Below are 22,376 nucleotides of genomic sequence, written 5' to 3'. Positions count from 1 at the left end.
ATAGCGTGCCGGCTGGACTCTACTCGCCGTCGTCAGTCGTTGAGGATCCCGACCTTCCCGGATCGAGATACGTTCGCGATGTGGTTGTCATTCTCTTTCGCGCGACGTCGACGCAGGCGGAGCGCCAAACCGCAGTCGCATCCATATCGGGAACGGTAATCGGTGGGCACCGTCTCTTCGGCGTCGATGGGTACTACCTGGTACGGGTTCACGGGGACACTTCGATTCGTTCCGCCAAGTCCGCCGTTGCGAAGCTCCGCACGCTCCCCCAAGTGGAGGAGGCCTCGTTGGAGCGGGTGCACCCGCGCACTTCCTGAGCGGAACGAGGCAACGGCCGTCGTTAGGCATTCAGCCCCGCCATCAACCGCAACAACCCCTCCTGCGTGGCCTGCGCGCGCGTCACCAGGCGCCAGGCAGGCGATTGAAACCGCCCGGTGCGGCGCCTCATGTCGCGGATGCGCCGCGAGCGAGCGGGCGACGCCGCGCAGCCCGTATTGCCGGATGCGGTATTACTCAGTATGATTCTTCATGCCCCGAAAGCTCCCGCATGTCCGCATTGCGATTACGCTCCCACCGGAGACGCTTCGCGCCGCCGATCAACTTGCGAAGCGGCACGATCGGTCGCGCAGCTGGATCGTGGCAGAGGCGATTCGGCGGTACGCGGCGTCGCTGGGTGATAGCTCGGAAGTTGACGACGCGGCGGCGCGGCTTGGACCGTCGCGCCACGAACAGTTGCGACGAGACGTCCGCGTGTCGCCAGACGTTCGCGTTCGGGAGAGCGAAGAGATCGTGTCTGTTGGGGGCGAGTTGGCCGAGCAAGTGAGCCCGCGCTCCTTCGCGTCGTATGACGCCTTCCGGAGGTGGCGCCGACGGCGGCAGACACGGTGAGCGCCGCGCCTCGCTCGAAACTGGCGCGGTTGTGCGAACTGCTCAACGCCGAAGATGCGCGCTACCTCGTCGTGGGCGCTACGGCGATGCAGTTGTGGGGGACCAGCCGCGCCACACGTGACGTCGACATCCTGATCGAGCCGACGGAAGCCAACGCGGCGCGCGTGGTGCGCGCGGTCTCCGCCCTGCCGTTCAAGATCGCCGCCGAGATCGATCCGCGAGAGTTGATCGCGCGGGCCGTGACGATGATCGACGATACGCCGAACGTCGACGTGCTTACGCGCGCGTGGAACCTGACCTGGTCCGAAGCGGCGCGAGAGGTCGTTGTGTTCGAGGTGGAAGGTGTGCCGGTGCCCACCCTGTCACTGGTCAACCTGATCGAGTCGAAGCGCACTGGTCGATTGCAGGACTCCGCCGACATCGAAGTCCTCGAGGCGCTACGCCGGATGCGAGACGTGTAGGGGACTCGGGCGTTGGCGACGGCACGTGAACGCTCGCCGCTGCCATGGAGAACCGACCGACCGGCCGTCGTTAGGCCTCCAACCCCGCCATCACCCGCAACAACCCCTCCTGCGTGGCCTGCTCGCGCGTCACCTCCCCTCGCAGCGTCCCCTCGCGCAACACCAGTATCCGCGACGACAGCGTCATCAACTCCGGCAGCTCGCTGGATATCAGCAACACCGCCGCCCCCTCCGACGCGCGCTGGTCGATCCACGCATGCAACTCCGCCTTGGCTCCCACGTCGACGCCGCGCGTCGGCTCGTCGAGGATGAGCACGTCGCTGTCGGCGGTGAGCCACCTGGACAGCACGACCTTCTGCTGATTGCCGCCCGAGAGCGAGGAAACGAGCAGTTCGCAGCAGCTCACGCAGGGGAAGGGGATGGTGACCGTGCGGTTCCAGGCGGTGAGGAGCGGGCGCGTGGCGCCGGTGCTCGAGGTGCGGGTGGTGAGGCGTTAAGCGGGCGATACGCTCGTCAGCTTTGAATCGCTTGTGCACGCGCCTCAACCTCGCCTGGTTGTGCGAGTTGCGTCGCATATGAAGCAGTATACCGTGCAGATCAAAGGCATTTTCAGTATCGGGGCGTGGCCACTGGACCAGGAGAGGGCGCGGCGGGCGACGTCCCTCGACATGACACTGGGAAGATCCCCGGTGCCCACCGTGAAGACAGCCAAGTACGCTAGGCGGCGCACACACTAAGCCAACGCCTGCCGTCGACTCCAGTTCCCGTCATCGAACTCGGCATCGGCGGACAAGCGAGGTGCTACCAACTCACTCGATCGCGCGCCATGCGTTGCCGCAAGGGAGTAGTCGCCAGCTTCGTGCTATTGGGCCTCGGGTTGCCAGCCTGTTCCGATCAGGAACCGAGCACTGGAGTCGCCGTCCGTCCGACCTATACAGTCAGGCCGACGAGCCCATCTCTCCAGTTTGACCCTGTACCGGGAGGACTGGTCTCGCTCGGCATCACCAATTCCACGAGCCCAGCCGCGACGGTTCAACTGCCAGCGCTCAACAGAAGGTTGCTCCTGCGTGTCACTTTGTCGGGCTCCGTCGATGTTGCGTTGAACTCCCCGTACAACGATGGTACTCCGAATCAACCACAGATCCCGGGGGCGCCAAAAAGCGTCGGTCCGGCCGGATTCTACTACCCCGGCTCGGTCCCAGGATGCGGCGTGCAGTTGCAGGCTGGATACGGCAGTTCAGGTGGGGGAACAAGCTTCGCTTTGGGATGTAACTCCAACAAGTCGACGGACGGTACCGCGCAAGCGATCGGCTACATCTACTCGGCGGGGGCACCGGTCGGGCAAAACGCCTACGGCTCGTTCATTCGATCCGGCGGCAATCCGAATGAGGGCCACTGTGCTTCGTATCCGTCGACGGGTTTCACCGGGTACGGCCCATGTTTCCGGTACTCAACTGGTGGGCAGACCGTGCTCCTGGAGCGCGCAGTCGGCGATCTGAGTCTCGACGCCTTCCCGAGTCAGGTAAACTATGGTGACACGGTACGCGTCGTCGCATCAGTGACGCCAGGAAGTCTAGGAGGACTGGAGCTCCCGTGGTCGATTGACTCCGTGCAATGGAAAACAGCCGCTGGCACGACGATGAGCCCTTGCGGAACTGGAAGCTTCACGCCGACCACGTCCGGGCCGACCCGGACGTGCAAGACTGTCATCAAACGGTCGGGCGTGATGCGCGTGAAGGCGCTCGTGAATGGCGAATGGAAGGACAAGTCCGTAACGATCACGGTGACACCTCCCAAGCTCAAACTGACCGCCGTTCCCGGCGTGATTCAATCGGCCGCTCCCGTGACCTTCACCGCCACGGTGACACCGACTACCACCGTTTGGTGGGCGCCGAGCTGGGACTGGAAACCGGACGCGGGAACGGGCGGAATCAGCTCCAATTGCCAATGGATGGACAACCCGTGCACGCGGACGATCTCGAAGTCGGGGTGGATGAAGGTTACGACGAGCTTTGACGGGTACTCACTCGTGGACTCCGCCCGAGTGTACGTAGTGCCATGTCCACCGATCGGCGACGGCTCGCTTGACGATCCAGGTCTGCGAAGCGCGCTAAGCAGCGAGCAAGTCGCTTCTAGAGGCGAGCAACTCGAACGCGGGGGCGTGATCGTCCGCAATCTTGCTACAGGGCGTGACAGCCTCGTGGCGATCGCGGGCCTCCTTCGCGCGGCCTGCTTCGTAGGTTGGCCCGCACAGTTTCCTTCGTACTCCGGCTACAGGGTTGTGGCGTTCTGGCATACTCACTGGGCGCCAATGAATTATCCCTGCCTCGATACCAAGGGGAATCAATTCCCGGCAGGGAAAGGACTCAGCCGTGGAGACTGGCACTCAGCCTATACGATGAAGTGCCCACTCTATACGGTGGACGATGAACATATTTGGAGAATCAACCCAACACTCCTGAGTCAAGATACGAACTGGGAGCGAAGGCGACCGCCAAGGGAAGTAGCGCGCTCACCGTCGACGACGAAGTGCAAGACTTGGCCTGCATCGTTGCCTTACGAGGACGATCCAAGCAACTACACCTGCTAACCATCGCCTACCGTGACGACAATGCGCGCCTATCTGATTGCGGCGCTGCTGCTCGCAATGCCCAGCGCATCAGTAGCTCAGTCGATGTATTGCTATCCACTTCGATCGGACTCTCTGCATTCAGTCTACCTCGAGAATATTCGCAACTACGCGTCTGAGCCAGACTCATCGTGGGCCGCCGCGGGAACAGCACTTGGCTTTCCGCGAGTGCCGGCGAGCGGAGTGGTACTGATAACCAATGAAGCCGTGTGCCAAGCTGCTGCGCAGGCCTTTCGCGCGAATGTCCCTGCCGGCGGGAGCAGCCCCCCGAGCGGAAGAGTCTACGTATTCGCAGTAGGTGCGAGCCACTTCTACGTAGTTGACCCTGAGTACCGAGTGTCGCCGACCATGTCATACGAGCTGCTGCTGACGACCAACTGGACGCTTGTGAAGAGACTGGGCCACTAGCACGGCGAATGCGGTGTGGCCGGGTCGGAATGAAGCGCGGAACTAGGTTAGTTCAGCCCCGCCATCAGCCGCAACAACCCCTCCTGCGTGGCCTGCTCGCGCGTCACCTCGCCGCGCAGCTTTCCTTCCCGCAGCACGAGTATCCGCGACGACAACGTCATCAACTCCGGCAGCTCGCTGGAAATCAGCAACACCGCCGCCCCCTCCGACGCGCGCTGGTCGATCCACGCATGCAACTCCGCCTTGGCCCCCACGTCGACGCCGCGCGTCGGCTCGTCGAGGATGAGCAGGTCGCTCTCGGCCGTGAGCCACTTGGACAGCACGACCTTCTGCTGATTGCCGCCCGAGAGCGAGGAAACGAGCAGTTCCCGCCCGCTGGCCCGCAACGACACCCGCGAGAAGGCCGCATCCACCGCCGTCCGCTCGGCGGCGCCATCGACCCAACCGGCACGCGCAAAGCGCGACAGCGTGGGAAGCGTCGCGTTCTCGCGCGAGCGCATCCCCAGCACCAACCCCTGCTTCTTGCGATCCTCGGGGACGAAACCGATGCCGTGGCGCATGGCGTCGCGCGGCGAACGGATCTCGACGCGTCTGCCACGCACATAGAGTTCACCGCTCGCCCGCGGGTCGAGTCCAAAGATCGCCTGCGCAATCTCCGAGCGGCCGGCACCGACGAGCCCCGCCAGCCCCACCACCTCGCCCGCATGCACGCGGAACGACAAGTTGCTGAACTTCCCCGGCGACGTGAGCCGCTCGACGCGCAGCCGCTCCTCCCCCGGCGGGGTGGTCGCGTGCTGCGGATAGTACTCGGCCAGCTCACGCCCGATCATCTGCCGCACGAGTGCCGCCTCGTCGAGCGTCGCGGTGGGCTGCGTGGCCACGTGCTCCCCGTCGCGCAGGACGGTGATGCTGTCGCAGAGGGCGAAGATCTCCGGCATGCGGTGCGACACGTAGAGCAGCGTCACGCCCCGCGCGCGCAGCTCGCGGATGAGCGCGTACAACCGCTCCGCCTCGGCGTCACCTAACGACGACGTCGGCTCGTCGAAGATGATGACCTTCGCCCCCTCGCCCACCGCGGCCGAGATCTGCACCAGCTGCTGCTCGGCCACCGAGAGCGACGCCATCAGGCGCGACGGGTCGATCTGCGCCCCGGTGGCGGCGAGCAGCTCCTGCGCCCGCGCTCGCAACGCCGCGCGGTCGACGAAGCCGCGACGGTTGGGGAGCGACCGCAGGCACAGGTTGTCGCCCACGGTGAGGTTGTCGCAGAAGGCGAGCTCCTGGTGCACCATGGCGACGCCGGCGGCGAGGGCGTCGCTGGGAGAGGTGAAGTGCACCGCGCGCCCATCCAGCTCCACCGCCCCGCCATCCGGCTGGTGGAGCCCCGCCAGGATCCTGCCTAACGTGCTCTTCCCCGCGCCGTTCTCGCCGCAGATGGCGTGGCACGCGCCCGGTGCCACGTCGAACGAGACGTCGCGCAGCGCCACCATCCCCGGAAAGCGCTTGGTAATGCCACGAAAGCGGACGCGGGGCGCGCTCACCTACTTCTCGAGCGCGAGAAACTTGGGGTCGACGTCGCTGAAGCCCCAATCCTTCAGCTGGCGCGCCCAGGTCCCGAGATTGTCCTTGGAGACGCGCACCAGCTCCATCTGTACCATCGGCGGTGCGTCCTTCTTGAGGTAGACGTGGTCGAAGATTGTCTTCACCGAGACATATCCCCAGCTGTACGTCGGTTGGGCGAAGAGGACCGGGGCTAGCCCGGCGTCGATGTAGGCCAGCTGCGCCGGCAACCCGTCGATCGAGACGATCTTGATCTTCCTGGGATCGAGGTCGGTGAGGAGCGTGCGCGTGAACAGCGCCCACCCGCCAATCATCGCGATCCCGTTCACGTCCGGATAGGCGTTCTTCACGCGCAGCACCTCGGCGGCGGCGTCCTGCGGCGTCTCGGCGTGATAGAAGGCGTCGACGATGGTGATGCCAGGGTACTTCGCCGCCGTCTCGCGCACGCCCTTTACGCGATTCTGGAGATTTGGCGCGTTCTGGTTGCCGGCGATGATGGCAATCTTCCCCTTCCCCCCCATCTGTGTCGCCAGTTCCTCCATCACTTGCGTCCCCATCTTCACGTCGTCGCCGCCGTAGAAGGAGAAGCGCTTGGAGTCGGGGACATCGGAGTCGAAGGTCATGACCGGGACGCCGCGATCGACCGCCTCATTGACGGCGCCGCGCACCTTGCCGGCGTCGCTGGCCGAGAGGAGGATGGCGTTGGCGCCGGAGTTGACCGCCTCGGAGATGCGTTGCGCCTGCACGGCACCGTCCTCGTTGGGCGGGGTGAGCCAGTCGATCTTCACTGTGACGCCGTGCTCCTTCGACAGCTCGGCGGCCGCCGCCTCCGCCCCCTGCCGCCCGGAGAGGAAGACGGGGTTGGTGGAACTCTTGGCGATCATGGCGATGGTGAACGTCTTGGACGCGGCGGCGCCGGCGCCTTCCTTGTCCGCCCCCTTCTCGCCACCACCGCCGCAGGCGGCAAGGACGGTGACAGCTGCAATAGCCCACGACGAGCGGCGTGCGATGCGCGATGCGGCGAACGACATGAGAGTCCTGGTGAAGGGAAGGAAGCGCCTCACTTCGGCGCGGCGAGCTTCTCGGCCAGGCGCTTCCACCCGCGCTGGTCGAGCACCACCGCCACGATGAGCGCGGTCCCGATGATGATCCACTCGTAGTTCTGGTCCAGGTGCAACGTGCGGATGGCCTGGCGCATCATCACGATGAGCAACGCGCCAAGCATCGCGCTCAACGCGCTCCCCTTCCCGCCGGAGAGCGAGGCCCCTCCCACCACCGCCGAGGCGATGACGTAGAGTTCATAGCCGTTGGCGTCGGAAGAGGTCGCCGAGCCATAGAAGGCGGCGCCAAGGAATGCGGCAAAGCCCGCGGCCAGCCCCGATACGACAAAGACACCCAGCGTGATGCGCCTAACGTTGAGCCCGGAGAAGCGCGACGCCTCCGCGTTGCCCCCGACGGCAAAGATGTGGCGCCCCCATACCGTGCGCGACAGGTAGATTCCGCCCGCCACCGTCACCAGGAGCATGCAGAGGAGCGGGACGGGATACAGCGCCGTCCCCAACCCCAGCGGCGCCTTGGCCACCGAGGTGAGCGCTGCGGGGATGAGGATGCTCTCGGCGCGCGATATGACGAAGGCGATCCCGCGCAGGATCCACATGGTGCCCAGCGTGATGATGAATGGGTGCACGCCAAGCCCGATCACCATCAATCCGTTGGCGAGCCCACAGACGAGCGAGACGGCGAGACAGGTGCCGAGTCCGAGGAGGACGGTCATCGCGGGATCCATCGCTCCCGCCGCGCGCAACACCATCGCCATCGTCACGCCGGCGAGGGCGTAGATGGCGCCGACGGAGAGGTCGATGCCGCCGGCGATGATGACGAGCGTCGCACCCACTCCCATGATCGCGAACGCGCTGGCGTCCGTGGCCATCTGGATGAGGGTGTAGCGATTGAGGAAGTTGTTGACCGTCTCCCCGGTGCGCGGATCGGGGTGCGAGCCGGCGGCGAGTGTGAGCGCTACCCCCAGCAGCAACAGCACCATCACGAGCCCGAACTGCTGCGATCGAACGAGCGAGTGCCCCAGGCGGCTCGCAAGCGATGGCGAGGAATCGGCGTCGGTCACGTCGAGTGTGTTCGGGCGAGTGATGGGACGGGCGAGCGGGGGAGAGGGGCGCCCAAACATACCCAGCGGCCATGGGGCGTCAACGCGCGACAGGGGCTCGCGGCGCGGGCGTTTCCGCTATGGCGCGCCCCTCGCTGTCCCTGTAGCGTCAACGCGTTCCCTCCCCGTCATCACCACACCCGTCATGTCCATCACCAAGCTCGTTTCCAACGTGGGCGGCAAGGCGCGCAAGGCGCGCGACGCCCGTGAGGCAAAGGCCGCGGCCCGCGCCAAGGCAAGCGTTACCGCCCGTCGCGTCACGCTCGGCATCATCGTCGGCAACCGCGGCTTCTTTCCCGGGCACCTGGCCGCTACCGGGCGCACGGAGATGCTCACGGCGTTCGAGGCGGAGGGGATCGACGCGGTCATCATCGACGCCGCGGCCACCAACCATGGCGCCATCGAGAGCCGCGCCGAGGCGAAGGCGTGCGCCGCGCTGTTCAAACAGCACCGCGAGCGCATCGACGGCGTGGTGGTTACGCTCCCCAACTTCGGCGACGAGCGTGCGGTGGCCGACACGTTGCGGCTGTCGGGGCTCGACGTTCCGGTGCTGATCCACGCCACGTCGGACGACCCGGCGAAGATGAAGATCGACAACCGACGGGATGCCTTCTGCGGGAAGATGTCGGTGTGCAACGTGCTCACGCAGTACGGGATCAGGTACTCGCTCACCACCGAGCACACGCAGCGCCCCGACTCGCCGCCGTTCCGACGCGACCTGCGCCAGTTCGCGGCCGTGTGCCGCGTGGTGAAGGGGTTGCGCGGGGCGCGCATCGGGGCGATTGGCGCGCGGCCGCAGGCGTTCAAGACGGTGCGCTACAGCGAGAAGGTCCTCGAGCGCAACGGGATCTCGGTCGAGCCGATCGACCTGTCGGAGATCCTCGGGCGCATCGGGCGCCTCAAGGACAAGGACGCAGCGGTGCAGGGGAAGCTGGCCGAGATGCTCGACTATGTGGATGCGAGCGGCGTCCCCGATGCGGCGCTGATGAAAATGGCGAAGCTCGGGCTGGTGATGGATCGCTGGATGCAGGAGGTGGATGTCACTGTGAGCGCGGTGCAGTGCTGGACGTCGCTGGAGGAGTACTTCGGCATTGTCCCGTGCACGCTGATGAGCATGATGAGCAATGACAACCTGCCGAGTGCATGCGAGGTGGACGTGATGGGGACCATCTCCATGCTGGCGCTGACGCTGGCGTCGGAGACGCCGGCCGCGTTGCTCGACTGGAACAACAACTACGGCGACGACCCCAACAAGGCGGTCTGCTTCCACTGCTCGAATCTTCCCAAGGACTTCTTCGAGTCGCCGGTGATGGACTACCAGGAGATCATTGCCGGGACGGTGGGGCGCGAGAACACCTACGGGACGATCGTCGGGAAGGTGAAGGCGGGGCCCATGTCGTTCGCGCGCTTCTCCACCGACGATGCGACCGGGGCCATTCGCGGCTACGTGGGGGAAGGACGCTTCACGAAGGACAAGCTGTCGACCTTTGGTGGCGCCGGCGTGGTCGAGATCCCCAACTTGCAGCCGCTGCTGCGCCACATCTGTCGCCACGGCTTCGAGCATCACGTGGCGGGGACCTTCTCGCACGTGGCCGACGCGGTGCACGAGGCCGCGTCCAACTACCTGGGGTGGGACGTCATGAGGCACGCCTAGCCCATGACCATCGTTGCCGGCGTGGATTTCGGGACGCAGAGCGTGCGCGTCTCCATCGTGCATAACGAGAGCGCGGTCATCGGGCACGGGGTTTCGGAGTACGTCGTCAAGCGCGACCGGAATGACCCGGACTTCGCCACCCAGTCGCACGACGACCATATGCGCGCCCTGGTCGATGCCATGGCCAGGGCGTTGCAGTCGGCGGGGGTGACGGAGAGCGAGGTGAAGGCGATCGCGCTCGACACCACCGGGTCGACGGTGATCCCCGTCGGCGAGGGGCTCGTCCCGCTCGACGACTACTACCTGTGGTGCGACCATCGCGCCAAGAACGAGGCGGCGCTCATCACGAAGGTCGCGCACGATATGAAGGTCGCAGCGATCGACTGGTGCGGCGGGGTCTACTCGTCGGAGTGGGGGTGGGCCAAGCTCCTCCACTGGCTGCGCCACAACCCCGACAAGCGCCGCGCGCTCGTCACGGCATTCGAGCACTGCGACATGGTCGCCGCTGTGCTGTGCGGGATCACCGACCACCGCCAGGTGCCACGCTCCATCTGCGCCATGGGGCACAAGTGGTTGTGGAACGCCTCGCTGGGCGGCTACCCGCCCGAGGAGTTCTTCGTCGCCGTCGACCCGCTGCTGGCCGGAGTGCGGGAGAAGCTCGATGGCCCCTATCACACCTCGGACCGGATCGCCGGCTCGTTATGCAGCGAGTGGGCGGAGAAGCTCGGCCTCACCGCCGGAATCCCCGTTCCTGTTGGTGCCTTTGACGCGCACTGGGACGCGATCGGCGCGGGAATCGCCGAGGGGGACATCGTGAACGTCATCGGAACCGCGACGTGCGTGATGGCGATTGCCGGCGATACGGGACTCGTCCCCGGCGTGTGCGGCGTGGTCGACGGTTCCATCCACCCGCAGATGATGGGGATCGAGGCCGGGCTCTCGGCGTGCGGCTACCTGTTCGAGTCGCTGTCGGCGCGGACCGGGCGCAGCGCCGCCGAGCTGTCGAGCGGATTCGATGCGTATCGCGGCGGGCAGACCGGGTTGTTGCACCTGACGTGGGAGAACGGCGACCGCACCGTGCTGGTGAACCCCTTCCTGGGCGGGGTGACGCTGGGGTGGACGCTCAACTCGACCGCCGAGGACGACCTCTTCGCCGCCATCGAGGGGACCGCGTTCCATACGCGCATCATCCTCGACCGGATGAGGGAGCACGGGGTGCCGATCCGGCGGGTGATCCACGGCGGCGGGATCCCGCAAAAGAACGCAGCGCTCAACCGGATCTATGCGAGCGTGCTCAACCTCCCCGTGTTGGTCCCCGAGACGCCGATTACCTCGTTAGGCTCGGCGATCTTCGCCTTTCTGGCGTGCGGGGCGTTCACCAGCGTGCAGGAGGCGCAGGTGGCGCTGTGCCCGGCGTACCGGGAGATCCAGCCGGATGCGCGCGATGTGGCGACGTATGAGAAGCTCTATGCGCTGTATCGGGAGTTGTACTTCGCGCTGGGGGAGCCGGGGTCGGCGCCGGTGGGGATCGGGCACGTGCTGCCGGCGATACGGGAGATTGCGGCGGGGGTGCGGGGGGGCGAACTCCGTAACGCATGACGGTGCGCGCTCAGGTCATGCGTCGATCCTTCACACGGACAAAGACCCACTTCGAATCGCGACGCAGGAAGAGGAGCGTTTCATCACGATAGTAGATGTCGCCGAGGATCTCCTGGCGCGATCGCTGGGGTCGAGCGATCGAAACCGTCACGAGCGCACTGTCCCCGCTAGACTCGGGGAGAGAGACAACGATGTACGCATCCAGATCGCTGCTGAGTCGACAGCCCGAACCCGGCATCTTGCGCTTGGCGCTATCGCAGACAATTGCTGCGCCAAGCGAGCGGTACGACGCGGCGATGTTGTCCGCGAGTCGACGACCGAGTGCGGAGTCAGAAGTTGTTCCCCATCGTCCCGAGACGCGTGAGCGAACATCCAGGGCGATACGACCGATAGGACGAGTGTCGGCGAGTCGCCGAGTCACGAAGCGCTCGATGTCCGATGTATCGGTTGTCTGAGCTGCGACGTCGGCTTGCAGAGCAAGCGCGACGATCAGCGCGCAAGCGGCTCTTGGAGTGGTCACGGCGACACGAGTGAGAATCGATTGGGCATTGTTGGAGTCTTACACACAGGCCATCATCGCTGCATTGGCTTCGTCTTCGGTTGAGACCATTGGGTGGGCGGCGTGCCAGTCTTCGTGAACCAGGAAGCCAGCGAATGCTCAGTCGCTCCAATTGTAGGTTCCGCCAGCGAATGCTTCGATATAGATGTGAATCTCGCCGAATTTCGGCTGAAACGGATCGTCATGATAGTCGCCAGCGTTGGTGTCATCAACGTTATACGACTTGAACTTCTGTCGGCCGCTGATGTCGGTGAGAATGGTCGAGGCCCAAGCGCAGCTCGGTTTACTTAGGGCGATTGCGCGGTTGATTTGTGATCGCTGCGGATACGTCAGCGGATACGTTGTGCAGCCGGACGGACAATCGTATGGCCAGCTGGAGTATGACACACTCGCTCCGTAGAGTTGGCCTCCGTAGATCAACGGCGTGCCATGACACGCGTTGGTTATGTCCGTCATGCACGCGTCTGCAATGATCATGCGGAGGGGAGGCGTAGGCGCAATGCGGATGTAGGCCGGACTGGTGAGGTCTCTGCAGCTTGGTAACGTGGCGACGAGGATCCAGAACAGGAGCCGAACGCCTGTTCGGGGGGCGCGCCCTTCCCTTGGGCCGGCCAGTAGCGGGCTGTCACCTTGACGCCACCCACAGTCATGCGCATTGTGCGAACTCGAAGTATGCGCATCCCAATCGCCCCATGACCCGAAGCGCCAAGAAACCGCGCAACCTCACCCTCGACGACGAAGCCATGTCGCGCGGGGAGCAATACAGTCGCCAACACGGGACGAGCGTCTCGCGACTGGTGGGGGACTTTCTGCGCGCCCTGCCGCTTGAGCCCAGACGTCGGTCGCTCTCTCCGGCGGTGCGCCGACTGCTGGGAGTTGCGGCTGGGGGTGACGCGGAGCGGGATGCGTATCGAGCGCATCTGGACGACAAGTACGGTCGCTCGTCCTGATGACCAAGTGTCTGCGTGAGCGGCCGTCGCCCTCGGCGGAGCGCGCAGCACCGATCGGGATGCTCCTGGACACCAACGTCATCCTCGACGTCGTGCTCGCGCGGGAACCATGGGCCGATACGGCGGCGGAGTTGCTCGATGCCGCGGCACGAGGGGCGATCACCGGATGGGTCGCGGGGACGACCGTTACCACGGTGCACTCCATCGTCGAGCGCGCGCGCGACCGCGCTACCGCCACCACCGCAGTCAGTGACCTGCTGCAAGTCGTGAAAGTTGTCCCGCTCACCAGCGAGGATTTCCATCGCGCGCTGGCACTCGGGCTGCGCGACTTCGAAGTTGCTGTGCAGGTAGCGGCGGGGCTGCGCGCCGGCGTGCAGACCCTCATCACGCGGAATGCGCGCGACTTCCGCAGCGCCCCCATCGACGTGCGGTCGCCAGCGGAGGCTGTCGCGGTGATCTCGGCCGAGCCCGGAGAGTAGGCGGGCGCTGAGTCCTACCTCGATCCATCCAGCGCCAGCAAACGCTGCAACACCCCCTTCGGCGCCAGAAACGCCGACCCATGCCGTATCCCCCGCGGCGTGCGCAGTGAATCGCGGTACGCCTCGAACGTGACAAAGTCCTGCGTGCGCACCGCGCCGTAGTGCCCCCGCGTGTACTCGTCGTAGTACACGTACCACCACCGGCCGGTGCGCAGGATCGACGGCCCCTCGGTGTGCAGGTCGGTGAAGGCGGGCGACGCCGGCCCGTACGGCCCGGTCGCCTTGTCGGCGAAGGCGACGCGCAAGTTGCGGCGCTCGGGGAAGAAGGTCTCGTCCTTCATCACCAGCACATAACGAGTGCCCACTTTCGCGATGGTCCCGTCGATGGTGGGGTAGCCGCCGTCGTAGAGGAGCTTTCCCGGGGCGAAGTGCTCGAAGTCCTTCGTGGTCGTGTAGTACAGCCGGTGGTCGGCGCGACCGCGCGAGGTCTTTTCGGCGAGCGAGTCGGTCGCCGGGAAGCGCCCAGGGATCGACGTCGACCAGACGATCACGAACTCCTTCGCTGCATCGTCCCAGAAGAGGTCGGGGGCCCAGGCATTCAGCGCGTTAGGCTCGTGGTCCATCACTCCGATGCGGCGCTGCTCGCTCCAGTGGATGAGGTCCTTCGACCTGGCGACGCCAATCCCGCGGTCGGTCCACGAGATGGTCCACGCCATGTAGAACGTTCCGTCAGGTGCACGCAGGATGGACGGGTCGCGCATCAGCGCGGCCTTGGTGTCCCACTCCTGCCAGCCGATGCCGTTCCCCGTCACCGCGGGGGTGAGGAGCGAGCGAGCGCCGTTGATCGGCTTCCACGTCGTCCCGTCCTCGCTGTACGCCAGGTGCAACCCGTCCTCGCCGTTGCGGGTGAAGTACGAGAAGAGCATGGCGTCGCCGTCGCGGGCGATGCGCGGGTTGGGGTTGGGACTGGAGTGACAACCGGCGACGAGCGCGGCCGCGCACGCCGCGCACGCCGCGGCGGCAAGGCGATGCATCACGACCCCTGGCCGTAGTACGCCTTGGCGCCGTGCTTCCTGAGGAAATGCTTGTCGAGCAACGGCGCGCCTAACGGCTTGGCGTCGGGGTCGAGCACCAGCGTGTGGTACGCCATCGTCGCCACTTCCTCCAGGAACGAGGCGTTGTTCACGGCGTCGACGATCGTCGCGCCCCAGCAGAAGGGGGCGTGGTTGGCGACGAGCACTGCGGGCATGGCCAGCGGGTCGAGCGCGTCGAAGCGCTTGATGATGGCGACGCCGGTGTTGAACTCGTAGTCGGTGGCGATCTCGCGCGCGGTGAGCGACTTGGTAACCGGAATCGCCCCGTGGAAGTAGTCGGCGTGCGTGGTGCCGAGGCAGGGGATCGCGCGCCGTGCCTGGGCAAAGACGGTCGCGAACATCGAGTGCGTGTGCGCCACGCCGCCGATGGTGGGAAAGGCGCGGAAGAGTGCAGCGTGCGTGGGAAGATCGGACGACGGACGCAACGTCCCCTCGGTGACGACCCCCATCAGGTCGGTCACCACCATCTTGGCCGGCGTGAGCGCGCCATACGGCACACCGCTCGGCTTGATGACGATGAGCCCCAGCTCGCGGTCGACGGCGCTGGCGTTGCCGAAGGTGAAGCGTGCCAGCCCGCGCCGGAACAACTCGATGTTGGCCTCGCAAACCGCCTCTCGCATCGCGCGCGAGGCGCGCACCGGGGGGCGGCCGACGCTGCGATACTGGCCCAGTCCCTTGTTAGGTTTGCGCGAGCGGCTCATGCGATCCCCGCGCGCTTCTTGGCCGCTGCAACGATCGCCGCCATGGTGTCACGATGTCTGGAGAAGGTGTCGTCAACCACCTGGAGCGTGGGAATGGCGTTGGGGTTGAGCCCGAGCGTCTCGTTGTTGAACTGGGAGAAGCCCCACTCGTGCACGCCGGTGCTCCCGCGCCCCGCGGCCGGCGCGCTCAGGTGCGAGAAGAACTTCGAGTACTTCCGCCAGAGCGGGCCGTTGCCGGCGTGGTACACGGGGATGAACGCGTGCTGCGCATCGTACGGCATCTCGCCGACGCCGAGCACCTTGGGATACTTGGCGCGCAAGTTCTGCACGAGGAGTCGCGTCCCCTCATGCATGTCGCCGTTGGTGCTGTTCACGTGCCCGCCCACGATATCCATGAAGTAGGCGTCGACGCCGAAACGCTCGATCATCTCGGCGATGCGCCCTTCCATATAGTGGCGCCAGGTGTCATCGCCGAGGTTCATGTACGCCCCCCACCCGTCCTGGTGCCGGTCGTTGTTCCAGTCGACCCAGTTGAGGTTGTAGACGTCGCCGTCGATCTTGCGCGTGGCTCCCTTGGCGAGCCTCGGCCAGTTGGGGAGCTTGCGGTTGGCGGAGTTTGTCCCGTACATGGGCATCATCCTGAAGCCCAGCTTCTGCGCCTCCTTGATGAGCGTGCGGAACCCCGCCTCGCCCCCCATGCGTGCCGGCACAATGTAGTTGGGGTAATCCCAGTAGTAGCGCCCGTCCCATGAGGCGAGGAAGACCAGCACGCGCTCGGCGGGAATCAGCGTGGCGATCCAGCGCAGGATGGCCAGCTGCTGCGCGTAGTCGTTGAAGATGTAGCCGGTGAAGTGCTGTCCGTGCAGCGTCATCACGAGGGCGATGTTGCGCATCCACGCCGGGACGTCGGTGCGCGCCTCCCAGGTGGGGATGTTGAAGGCGCGCTCGATGTGCGCCATGTGCAGCGCCACCGCCTCGTCGAGCGTGGCGGTGTGGCCGAGCTGCCACGTGGGGACGACGAGACGTGTGTCCTCGCGCCATGCATCATGTTCGTAGATTGCCTCGGCGCGGAAGGCGCGCTCGCCAGCCTGGAAATAGTAGCGCTTGGGGCGCACCCGCGTGTCGCGCGACGTGAGATAGAGAAAGTCGCTGTCGCCGGTTTGTACGATGGCAAGCGGCGTGTTCATGCTGTACGGCACCTGCGCCCCGTGCAGGTCGCCTGCACCGAACGTGTAGCCGCCGAGCAGGTCGCCTGCCTTGGGGTCGATGAGCGCACCGCCGCCGAACGACACCTTGCCGCGCGGCACGTCGCGAATCACCGTGGTGATGGTACGAATCGGCTTGGGCATCTCGGCCACGATGTCCCACTCGATCGTACGCCCGGTGCGCCGGAACTTCACCGTGACGGTTCCCGGCGACGTTTCCTGCCCGCCGGCCCACACGAGTCGATTGCAGCTGAGCTCGAGCGCGTCGCCGTTCCCGCTCGCCTTCATCGCCCGCCGGTCCATCGCGTAGGTGTTCTCCTCCGTGAAGAGGAGGAAGGCGAAGCGATGATCACCGAAGACGACCGCCGGCTCCGGGAAGTCGAACGAGAACTTCATCAACGAGTCGCCCTTGGGCGGGATGAAGACCTCGCTGGTGGAGTACAGCTCGACGATGTCGCCAGGTGCGTAGAGCGCGCGGACGGGGAGGGGGGGCGGAACGATCGTCGGCGCCGTGGTCGGCGCGCCCGCATCCGTCCCCAAGGCCTCGAGCGCCCCCGCAGGGACCATCGCCCCCGCACCGACGACCCCAACGGTCCTGATCCAATCGCGTCGCGAAAACGGCTCAGTCATGTGAACACTCGAAAGGGAAGCCCCGAACCCACAGCCCCCCAAGTATCAAGACAATCCAAACCCCTGTCGAGCCTGCCCACCGCCCACGCGTCACGCCACGCGACGCCCGACCACTTTCTCGTTGGCGCCGTCGCGTTCCCAGCCTTCGCCGGGACAGGCATCGCGTACGTCCGAAGTTTCTCCCATGGAAGCCACCGCTCGCGTGCGACGCGCGGACAAATGGATCCCAGCTTTCGCTGGGAAGTGCGGTGTGCGCCGGGGCGGTGGGTGCGCGATGCGATGACGTGGCGTGTTGTGCGACGACTCCGCGCGCTGCTCGGCGAGTTGCGCGCTGGGCGGTGATTGGCGCGCTGGGCGGTGATTGGCGCGATGGGCGGTGATTGGCGCGCTGGGTGGTGATTGGCGCGCTGGGCGCCGACTGGCGCGCTGGGCGGCGACTGGCGCGCTGGGCGGCGACTGGCGCTGGGCGGCGATTGGCGCGATTGGCGCGCTGGGCGGCGACTGGCGTACTGGGCGGTGATTGGCGCACTGGGCGGTGATTGGCGCACTGGGCGCCGACTGGCGCACTGCGCGGCGACTGGCGCACTGCGCGGCGACTGGCGCGCTGGGTGGTGATTGGCGCGATGGGCGCCGACTGGCGCGCTGCGCGCCGACTGGCGCGCTGCGCGGCGACTGGCGTACTGGGCGGTGATTGGCGCACTGAGCGGTGATTGGCGCACTGGGCGGTGATTGGCGCGCGCCGCAACGTGCAGAGCGCACCGTACTCCTCTGCGCGTCTTCGCGCGAGCCGGCAGTTCTTCACGCGCACACCGGGCCCGCCCATCACACGATCATCTTGGTGCATTCGTGCCTTCGTGTGAGAGCGCCCTTGCTCACCCCACGCCGAGCCAAGCCTCGCCCCCCCGAACCGCCACGCGTACGTTCCAGCCACACCGCCAAACGAGCCTCCCAAGACGATGTCCGATCTCGACCGCCGCGACTTCCTGACCCGTGTCGCCGCCGGCGCAATCGCCGGTGCCTCGCTCCCCGTCGACGCGCTCGCGCAGGTGGCCGTCCCTCAACCATCGAACGTGACGCCGATGGCGCTCGCCGCCCCCGCCTTCTCCCCGCTGCCGTTAGGCGCCGTGCGCCCGCACGGCTGGCTCGCCCGGCAGCTGCAGCTCCAGGCCGACGGCCTCACGGGGCACCTCGACGAGTTCTGGCCCGACGTCGCCGAGTCGCAGTGGTTCGGCGGGGAGGCGGAAGGGTGGGAGCGCGCGCCGTACTGGCTCGACGGAGCGATCCCCCTCGCAAGGCTCGTCAACGACACCGCCCTCTCGGCGCGCATCGCGAAGCACGTTGACCACATCGTGACGCACCAGCGCGCCGACGGGTGGTACGCGCCGTATCCGCTCGACGCCAACGAAAAGCGCTACGATCCGTGGGCGATCCTCCTCGCCAACAAGGTCCTCACGCTGCATCACGAAGCCACCGGCGATGATCGTGCGCTGCGCGCCGCGATGCGCAGCATGAAGGCGATGCATGAGGCGCTGCCGGCGCGTCCGCTCTTCGACTGGGGGCGCTTTCGCTGGTACGAGGGAGTCGTCCCTGCATTCTATACGTATGAGAAGACGGGTGAGGCGTGGCTCCTCGACTACGCACGCACGCTGCGCGCGCAGGGGGTCGACTTTGCGGCGCTGATGGCGACCGACGACGTGCGCGTCCCCACGCCACGGCGCGGGCTGTGGAAGTGGACCAAGCACGTGGTGAACATGGGGATGGCGACCAAGGCGGCGGCGCTGAGCTGGCGGCTTGACCAGCGCCCCGCCGACCGTGCCTTTGCCAGCGAGATGATCGAGATCCTCGATCGATACCACGGGCAGGTGACGGGGATGTTCAGCGGCGACGAGTGCCTGTCGGGGAAGAATCCGCTGCAGGGGAGTGAGCTGTGCGCCGTGGTGGAGTACATGTACTCGCTGGAGATCCTCACCAGCACGTTCGGCGATGGCGCCTTCGCCGATCGGTTGGAGCGCCTCGCCTATAACGCACTCCCCGCGACCTTTGCCCCCGACATGTGGTCGCACCAGTACGTGCAGCAGGTGAACCAGGTGCAATGCACCGTCAATGCGCAGCACGGCTGGTCGACGAACGGTCCCGAGTCGAATCTCTATGGCCTGGAGCCCAACTTCGGCTGCTGCACCGCCAACATGCACCAGGGGTGGCCCAAGTTCGCGCAGCATCTCTGGATGACGACGCCAGACGAGGGGTTGGCGGCGATGGCGTGGGCGCCGTGCACGGTACAGACGACGCTCAAGGGGACGCCGGTGAAGGTCGTCGTCGACACCGACTATCCGTTCCGTGAGTCGGTGCGCATCACCCTAACGACGGAGCGCGCAACGCGCTTTCCGTTGGCGTTGCGCATCCCGGCGTGGGCCGAGGGGGCGACCGTGCAGGTGGGGATGGGGGAGCCGATGCGCGCGCGCGCCGGGAGCGTGTATCGCCTAACTCGCGAGTGGAGTGGCATCACGACGCTGGACGTGCGCCTCCCGATGGCGCCGAAGATCACCACCCGCTACAACGGCGCCGTCGCCGTCGAGCGCGGCCCGTTGGTCTACTCGCTCAAGCTCGGCGAGGAGTGGACCCGCGTGAACGCCGACAAGCCGCACCGTGAGCTTCCGCACGGCGACTTCGAGGTGCGTCCGGCCACACCGTGGAACTACGGGTTGATCGTGGACCCGGACAAGCCGGCGGAGAGCGTGCGATTCGCCGAGCATCCGGTGGGTGAGCGCCCGTTTGCTCCTGACGGTGCCGGGATGTCGGCGACGGTGCGCGCGCGTCGCATCCCGCGGTGGGGACTGGAGAACGGCTGGGCAGGAGAGATCTCCCCGGTAGACAACACCTGGGCCGATCCGAGGCGCGCGCCGACGAACGAGCCGGAAGAAGAGGTGACGCTCATCCCGTATGGATGCACGAACATCAGGGTGACGGAGTTCCCTCGGGTGCAGTAGTCGAGCCATGCGCAAAGACACGCAGATGCGAGAGGGGCGCGCGCCGGAGGTGGTGAGCACACCTATTCCGCCCAGGCCGAATTTCCTCGGGAAGGGTTGCGCGAGCTGCCGACGGCTAGCTGGCTGCCTTCATGCGGGCGACTAACGATACGGTGCGCACGGAGGGGCAAGATCGTTCCACCTCAACGTTGGCCTCCCATGCAGCGTATAGCGGCACTTCGACAAGGATACGATATCGTGCGGGATGATCGTCAGTGATGGACAGCGGGCCACGTGGCGCATTGGACCCCGAAACGAGGGGGCCGCGGGCTGAGTCCGGTTGACCAGGGGCAAGCCGATTTGTCAGCCGGACGACCGTGACGGTTGAAACAGAGTCGAGCCCCGCATCGGTCAACGAGTCGCGAACTGTAAGCAGCACGCCCGGCGCTCCGACGCCGGAAACACACTCAGTGTCAGCGCATGCGCCGATGGAAAGGCAAACGATAGTTAGCCAGAATCGCCTGATCCCCGCTGCGCGAAACAAGAGCACTGATAGCATGGGAGGGGCAGAGAGTGAGGGCCTACGGCACGACTTGGAAGTTGCCTAGGTCACGTAGCAACTGGTTCGTGGCTTCGTGTGAGGCCGAGCTGACTCGCCCGGGAGCGACCGTTCGCGTGCGACGCGAGGACAAATGGATCCCAGCTTTCGCTGGGAAGGGGGCGCGCTGGGATGTGGGGCGTGCGCCCCACGACGGGCGCGCACGCCACGACGGGCGCGCACGCCACGACGGGGGCGCGCGCCACGACGGGGGCGCGCGCCACGACGGGCGCGTACGCCACGACGGCTGCGCCCGCCCCCTACGCCAACGCATAGAACAACTCCACATACGACCGCACCGCCCCGTCGATCCCCGCCACCTTGGGGTTGGTCGAGTCGATGAGGTACCACTCGTCAGGCGCATGCGCTCCGCTCCCGATCCCCATTCCGTACTGCCCTGCCGGCAGATGCAACGGCGCGCCGGTGAACGTCACCCCGGGCCACGACCCCGCCAGCCGCGGCCAGAGCGTCGGCTCGGTCCCCAGCTTCTTGTACGCGCTCTGCATCGCCGCCACCAGCTTCGAGTCGGCCGGCGTTTCCGTGGGGTCGTAGCCGCCGGTCATGTTCACCTCGATGTCGCCAAATCCTCGGCTCTTCAAATGCGCCTTGAGCAACTCGAGCGTCCCCTTGGCCGTCATGTCTGGCACGAGGCGCATGTCGATCTTGGCCACCGCGCGGTGCGGGAGAATCGTCTTGCCACCGGGACCAGTGTAGCCGCCGACAAGCCCTTCGATGTTGATCGTCGGTTGCGAGACGAGGCGGATGAGCGACTGGCGCCACGGCTCGTCGGCGAACCAGCGCTCGACGCCGAGTGCCTTCTTGGTGAGCGCCTCGTTCTTGCGCGGGATCGCCTGGTCGATGATCCTCACCTGCGCCGGCGTGAGCGGCTTGACCTTGTCGAAGAAGCCCGCCACCGCCGGCGTGTGTCCGTCGGCCTTCACCAGCGTGTTGAGCGCCTGCACCAGGTGCCACGCCGGCGAGTCGATCTGCGCCTCGTAGCTGGAATGCACGTCGAGCTTGGGGCCGCGCCCCCACTTCTCACCGGTCGACACCAACTCGAGCTCGACGATCCCCTTGGCGCCGAGGTTGATTTCCACCTCGCCATCCGGCGACTGCGTGCCTAACGGGATGATGATCCCCACGCACTTGCGCAGCGCTGCCTCCACATGCGGCTTGAAGACGATCTCGCGGAAGTTGGGCGAACCGATCTCCTCTTCACCCTCGGCGACGAGGACGATGTTCACCGGGAGCTTCTTCCCGGCTCCCTTGAATGCCTTCATTGCGGCGAGGAAGGCGGTCTGCGGACCTTTGGTGTTGGTCGCGCCACGCCCAACCATCACCTTGCCGAGCCCCGGGCGGTCGACAAGGCGCCCCTCGAGCGGCGGCGACGTCCACTCCTTGGGATCGAACTGCTTCACGTCGTACATCATGTAGACGGCGAGCGTGGTCTTGGCGCCGCTGTCGAGCGTGGCAAAGACGCCCCCCTTGCCGGCGGTGGGAATCACCTCGACGTGATCGAAGCCGGACTCACGCGCGAGCTTGGCCATGTACTCCGGCCCCTGCGGATAGTTGAGGTTCTCGGCGGCGATCGACGGGAGCGCGATCCAGTCGCGCATCATCTTCACCGTGGCGTCGTGCTGCGCGGTGATCTGCGCGAGGACGGCGTCCTGCTGCGTTTCGAGGAAAGCGAAGCGATGCGTGTCGCCAATGGCGAAGAGCGCGGCGCTGGCCACGGTCCCCTGCAGAAAGTCGCGGCGGCTCACGTCGCCGATGGGAAGCTGATCGGGTGCAGTGCGATTCTGGTCCACCGGGACTCTCCTGTTGGTTGCGAGTTGGA

19 protein-coding genes are annotated in these 22,376 nt (G+C 66.2%); 9 read left to right on the top strand and 10 right to left on the bottom strand.

Annotated features, from left to right (window positions below):
- The first annotated feature begins 528 nt into the window (after positions 1-528).
- Both IT359_08725 and IT359_08720 read left to right on the top strand, forming a co-directional pair.
- Positions 529-888, top strand: coding sequence for a CopG family transcriptional regulator (locus IT359_08725; GenBank protein MCC6929057.1), 360 nt, complete (start codon positions 529-531; stop codon positions 886-888).
- Positions 861-1,349: a hypothetical protein gene (locus IT359_08720; protein MCC6929056.1), complete on the top strand. Its 489-nt coding sequence runs from the start codon at positions 861-863 to the stop codon at positions 1,347-1,349. The genes IT359_08725 and IT359_08720 overlap by 28 nt, the downstream gene beginning before the upstream one ends.
- 70 nt (positions 1,350-1,419) lie before the next feature.
- On the opposite strand, the gene IT359_08715 is transcribed toward IT359_08720, so the two are convergent.
- Positions 1,420-1,698, bottom strand: a complete 279-nt coding sequence (locus tag IT359_08715; protein MCC6929055.1) for a hypothetical protein — start codon at positions 1,696-1,698, stop codon at positions 1,420-1,422.
- A 1,265-nt stretch (positions 1,699-2,963) separates the two neighbouring features.
- Between IT359_08715 and IT359_08710 the strand changes: the two genes are divergently transcribed.
- The gene (locus IT359_08710) at positions 2,964-3,365 is read left to right on the top strand and encodes a hypothetical protein (GenBank protein ID MCC6929054.1); all 402 of its coding nucleotides are present in this window, start codon (positions 2,964-2,966) and stop codon (positions 3,363-3,365) included.
- 1,068 nt (positions 3,366-4,433) lie between these two features.
- Here IT359_08710 and IT359_08705 read toward each other — a convergent pair.
- The 3 genes from IT359_08705 to IT359_08695 are packed head-to-tail and all read right to left on the bottom strand — an operon-like array spanning position 4,434 to position 8,065.
- Positions 4,434-5,924 carry a sugar ABC transporter ATP-binding protein gene (locus IT359_08705; GenBank protein ID MCC6929053.1) on the bottom strand — a complete coding sequence of 497 codons (1,491 nt, stop codon included), beginning with the start codon at positions 5,922-5,924 and terminating at the stop codon, positions 4,434-4,436.
- Positions 5,925-6,974, bottom strand: coding sequence for a substrate-binding domain-containing protein (locus IT359_08700; GenBank protein ID MCC6929052.1), 1,050 nt, complete (start codon positions 6,972-6,974; stop codon positions 5,925-5,927).
- A 29-nt stretch (positions 6,975-7,003) separates the two neighbouring features.
- Positions 7,004-8,065 (bottom strand): ABC transporter permease, encoded by a 1,062-nt coding sequence (locus tag IT359_08695; protein MCC6929051.1) that lies wholly within the window; start codon positions 8,063-8,065, stop codon positions 7,004-7,006.
- A gap of 184 nt (positions 8,066-8,249) precedes the next feature.
- On the opposite strand from IT359_08695, the gene IT359_08690 reads away from it, so the two are divergent.
- Positions 8,250-9,758, top strand: coding sequence for an L-fucose/L-arabinose isomerase family protein (locus tag IT359_08690; protein MCC6929050.1), 1,509 nt, complete (start codon positions 8,250-8,252; stop codon positions 9,756-9,758).
- 3 nt (positions 9,759-9,761) lie between these two features.
- Positions 9,762-11,357, top strand: a complete 1,596-nt coding sequence (locus tag IT359_08685; GenBank protein MCC6929049.1) for a ribulokinase — start codon at positions 9,762-9,764, stop codon at positions 11,355-11,357.
- 10 nt (positions 11,358-11,367) lie between these two features.
- On the opposite strand, the gene IT359_08680 is transcribed toward IT359_08685, so the two are convergent.
- Positions 11,368-11,877, bottom strand: coding sequence for a hypothetical protein (locus IT359_08680; protein MCC6929048.1), 510 nt, complete (start codon positions 11,875-11,877; stop codon positions 11,368-11,370).
- A 138-nt stretch (positions 11,878-12,015) separates the two neighbouring features.
- Positions 12,016-12,393, bottom strand: coding sequence for a hypothetical protein (locus IT359_08675; protein MCC6929047.1), 378 nt, complete (start codon positions 12,391-12,393; stop codon positions 12,016-12,018).
- A gap of 215 nt (positions 12,394-12,608) precedes the next feature.
- On the opposite strand from IT359_08675, the gene IT359_08670 reads away from it, so the two are divergent.
- Together IT359_08670 and IT359_08665 are read left to right on the top strand one after the other, a co-directional pair.
- On the top strand, positions 12,609-12,866 hold the full coding sequence (locus tag IT359_08670; protein MCC6929046.1) for a hypothetical protein: 258 nt from the start codon (positions 12,609-12,611) through the stop codon (positions 12,864-12,866).
- Entirely contained in the window at positions 12,866-13,345 is a 480-nt protein-coding gene (locus IT359_08665) for a PIN domain-containing protein (protein MCC6929045.1), read from the top strand. Before IT359_08670 ends, IT359_08665 begins: the two co-directional genes overlap by 1 nt.
- 14 nt (positions 13,346-13,359) lie before the next feature.
- Here IT359_08665 and IT359_08660 read toward each other — a convergent pair whose 3' ends face one another.
- From IT359_08660 to IT359_08650, 3 genes are read right to left on the bottom strand one after another with little or no spacing between them, the layout of a single operon-like run.
- On the bottom strand, positions 13,360-14,382 hold the full coding sequence (locus tag IT359_08660; GenBank protein ID MCC6929044.1) for a glycoside hydrolase family 43 protein: 1,023 nt from the start codon (positions 14,380-14,382) through the stop codon (positions 13,360-13,362).
- Positions 14,379-15,140 carry an L-ribulose-5-phosphate 4-epimerase AraD gene (gene araD / locus IT359_08655; GenBank protein MCC6929043.1) on the bottom strand — a complete coding sequence of 254 codons (762 nt, stop codon included), beginning with the start codon at positions 15,138-15,140 and terminating at the stop codon, positions 14,379-14,381. The genes IT359_08660 and araD overlap by 4 nt, the downstream gene beginning before the upstream one ends.
- On the bottom strand, positions 15,137-16,975 hold the full coding sequence (locus IT359_08650) for a hypothetical protein (protein ID MCC6929042.1): 1,839 nt from the start codon (positions 16,973-16,975) through the stop codon (positions 15,137-15,139). The genes araD and IT359_08650 overlap by 4 nt, the downstream gene beginning before the upstream one ends.
- A 376-nt stretch (positions 16,976-17,351) precedes the next feature.
- On the opposite strand from IT359_08650, the gene IT359_08645 reads away from it, so the two are divergent.
- Together IT359_08645 and IT359_08640 are read left to right on the top strand one after the other, a co-directional pair.
- A complete protein-coding gene (locus IT359_08645) occupies positions 17,352-17,495 on the top strand; it encodes a hypothetical protein (protein MCC6929041.1) in 144 nt (47 codons plus the stop codon).
- A 436-nt stretch (positions 17,496-17,931) separates the two neighbouring features.
- Positions 17,932-19,962 (top strand): glycoside hydrolase family 127 protein, encoded by a 2,031-nt coding sequence (locus IT359_08640; GenBank protein MCC6929040.1) that lies wholly within the window; start codon positions 17,932-17,934, stop codon positions 19,960-19,962.
- A gap of 837 nt (positions 19,963-20,799) precedes the next feature.
- On the opposite strand, the gene IT359_08635 is transcribed toward IT359_08640, so the two are convergent.
- Positions 20,800-22,347 carry a M20/M25/M40 family metallo-hydrolase gene (locus IT359_08635; GenBank protein MCC6929039.1) on the bottom strand — a complete coding sequence of 516 codons (1,548 nt, stop codon included), beginning with the start codon at positions 22,345-22,347 and terminating at the stop codon, positions 20,800-20,802.
- Positions 22,348-22,376 lie beyond the last annotated feature (29 nt).

The sequence above is a fragment of the Gemmatimonadaceae bacterium genome (genome assembly GCA_020852815.1).
Lineage (GTDB): Bacteria > Gemmatimonadota > Gemmatimonadetes > Gemmatimonadales > Gemmatimonadaceae > SCN-70-22.
Note: the sequence above shows the minus strand (reverse complement) of the source record. Positions and strands in the feature narration are given on the sequence as shown.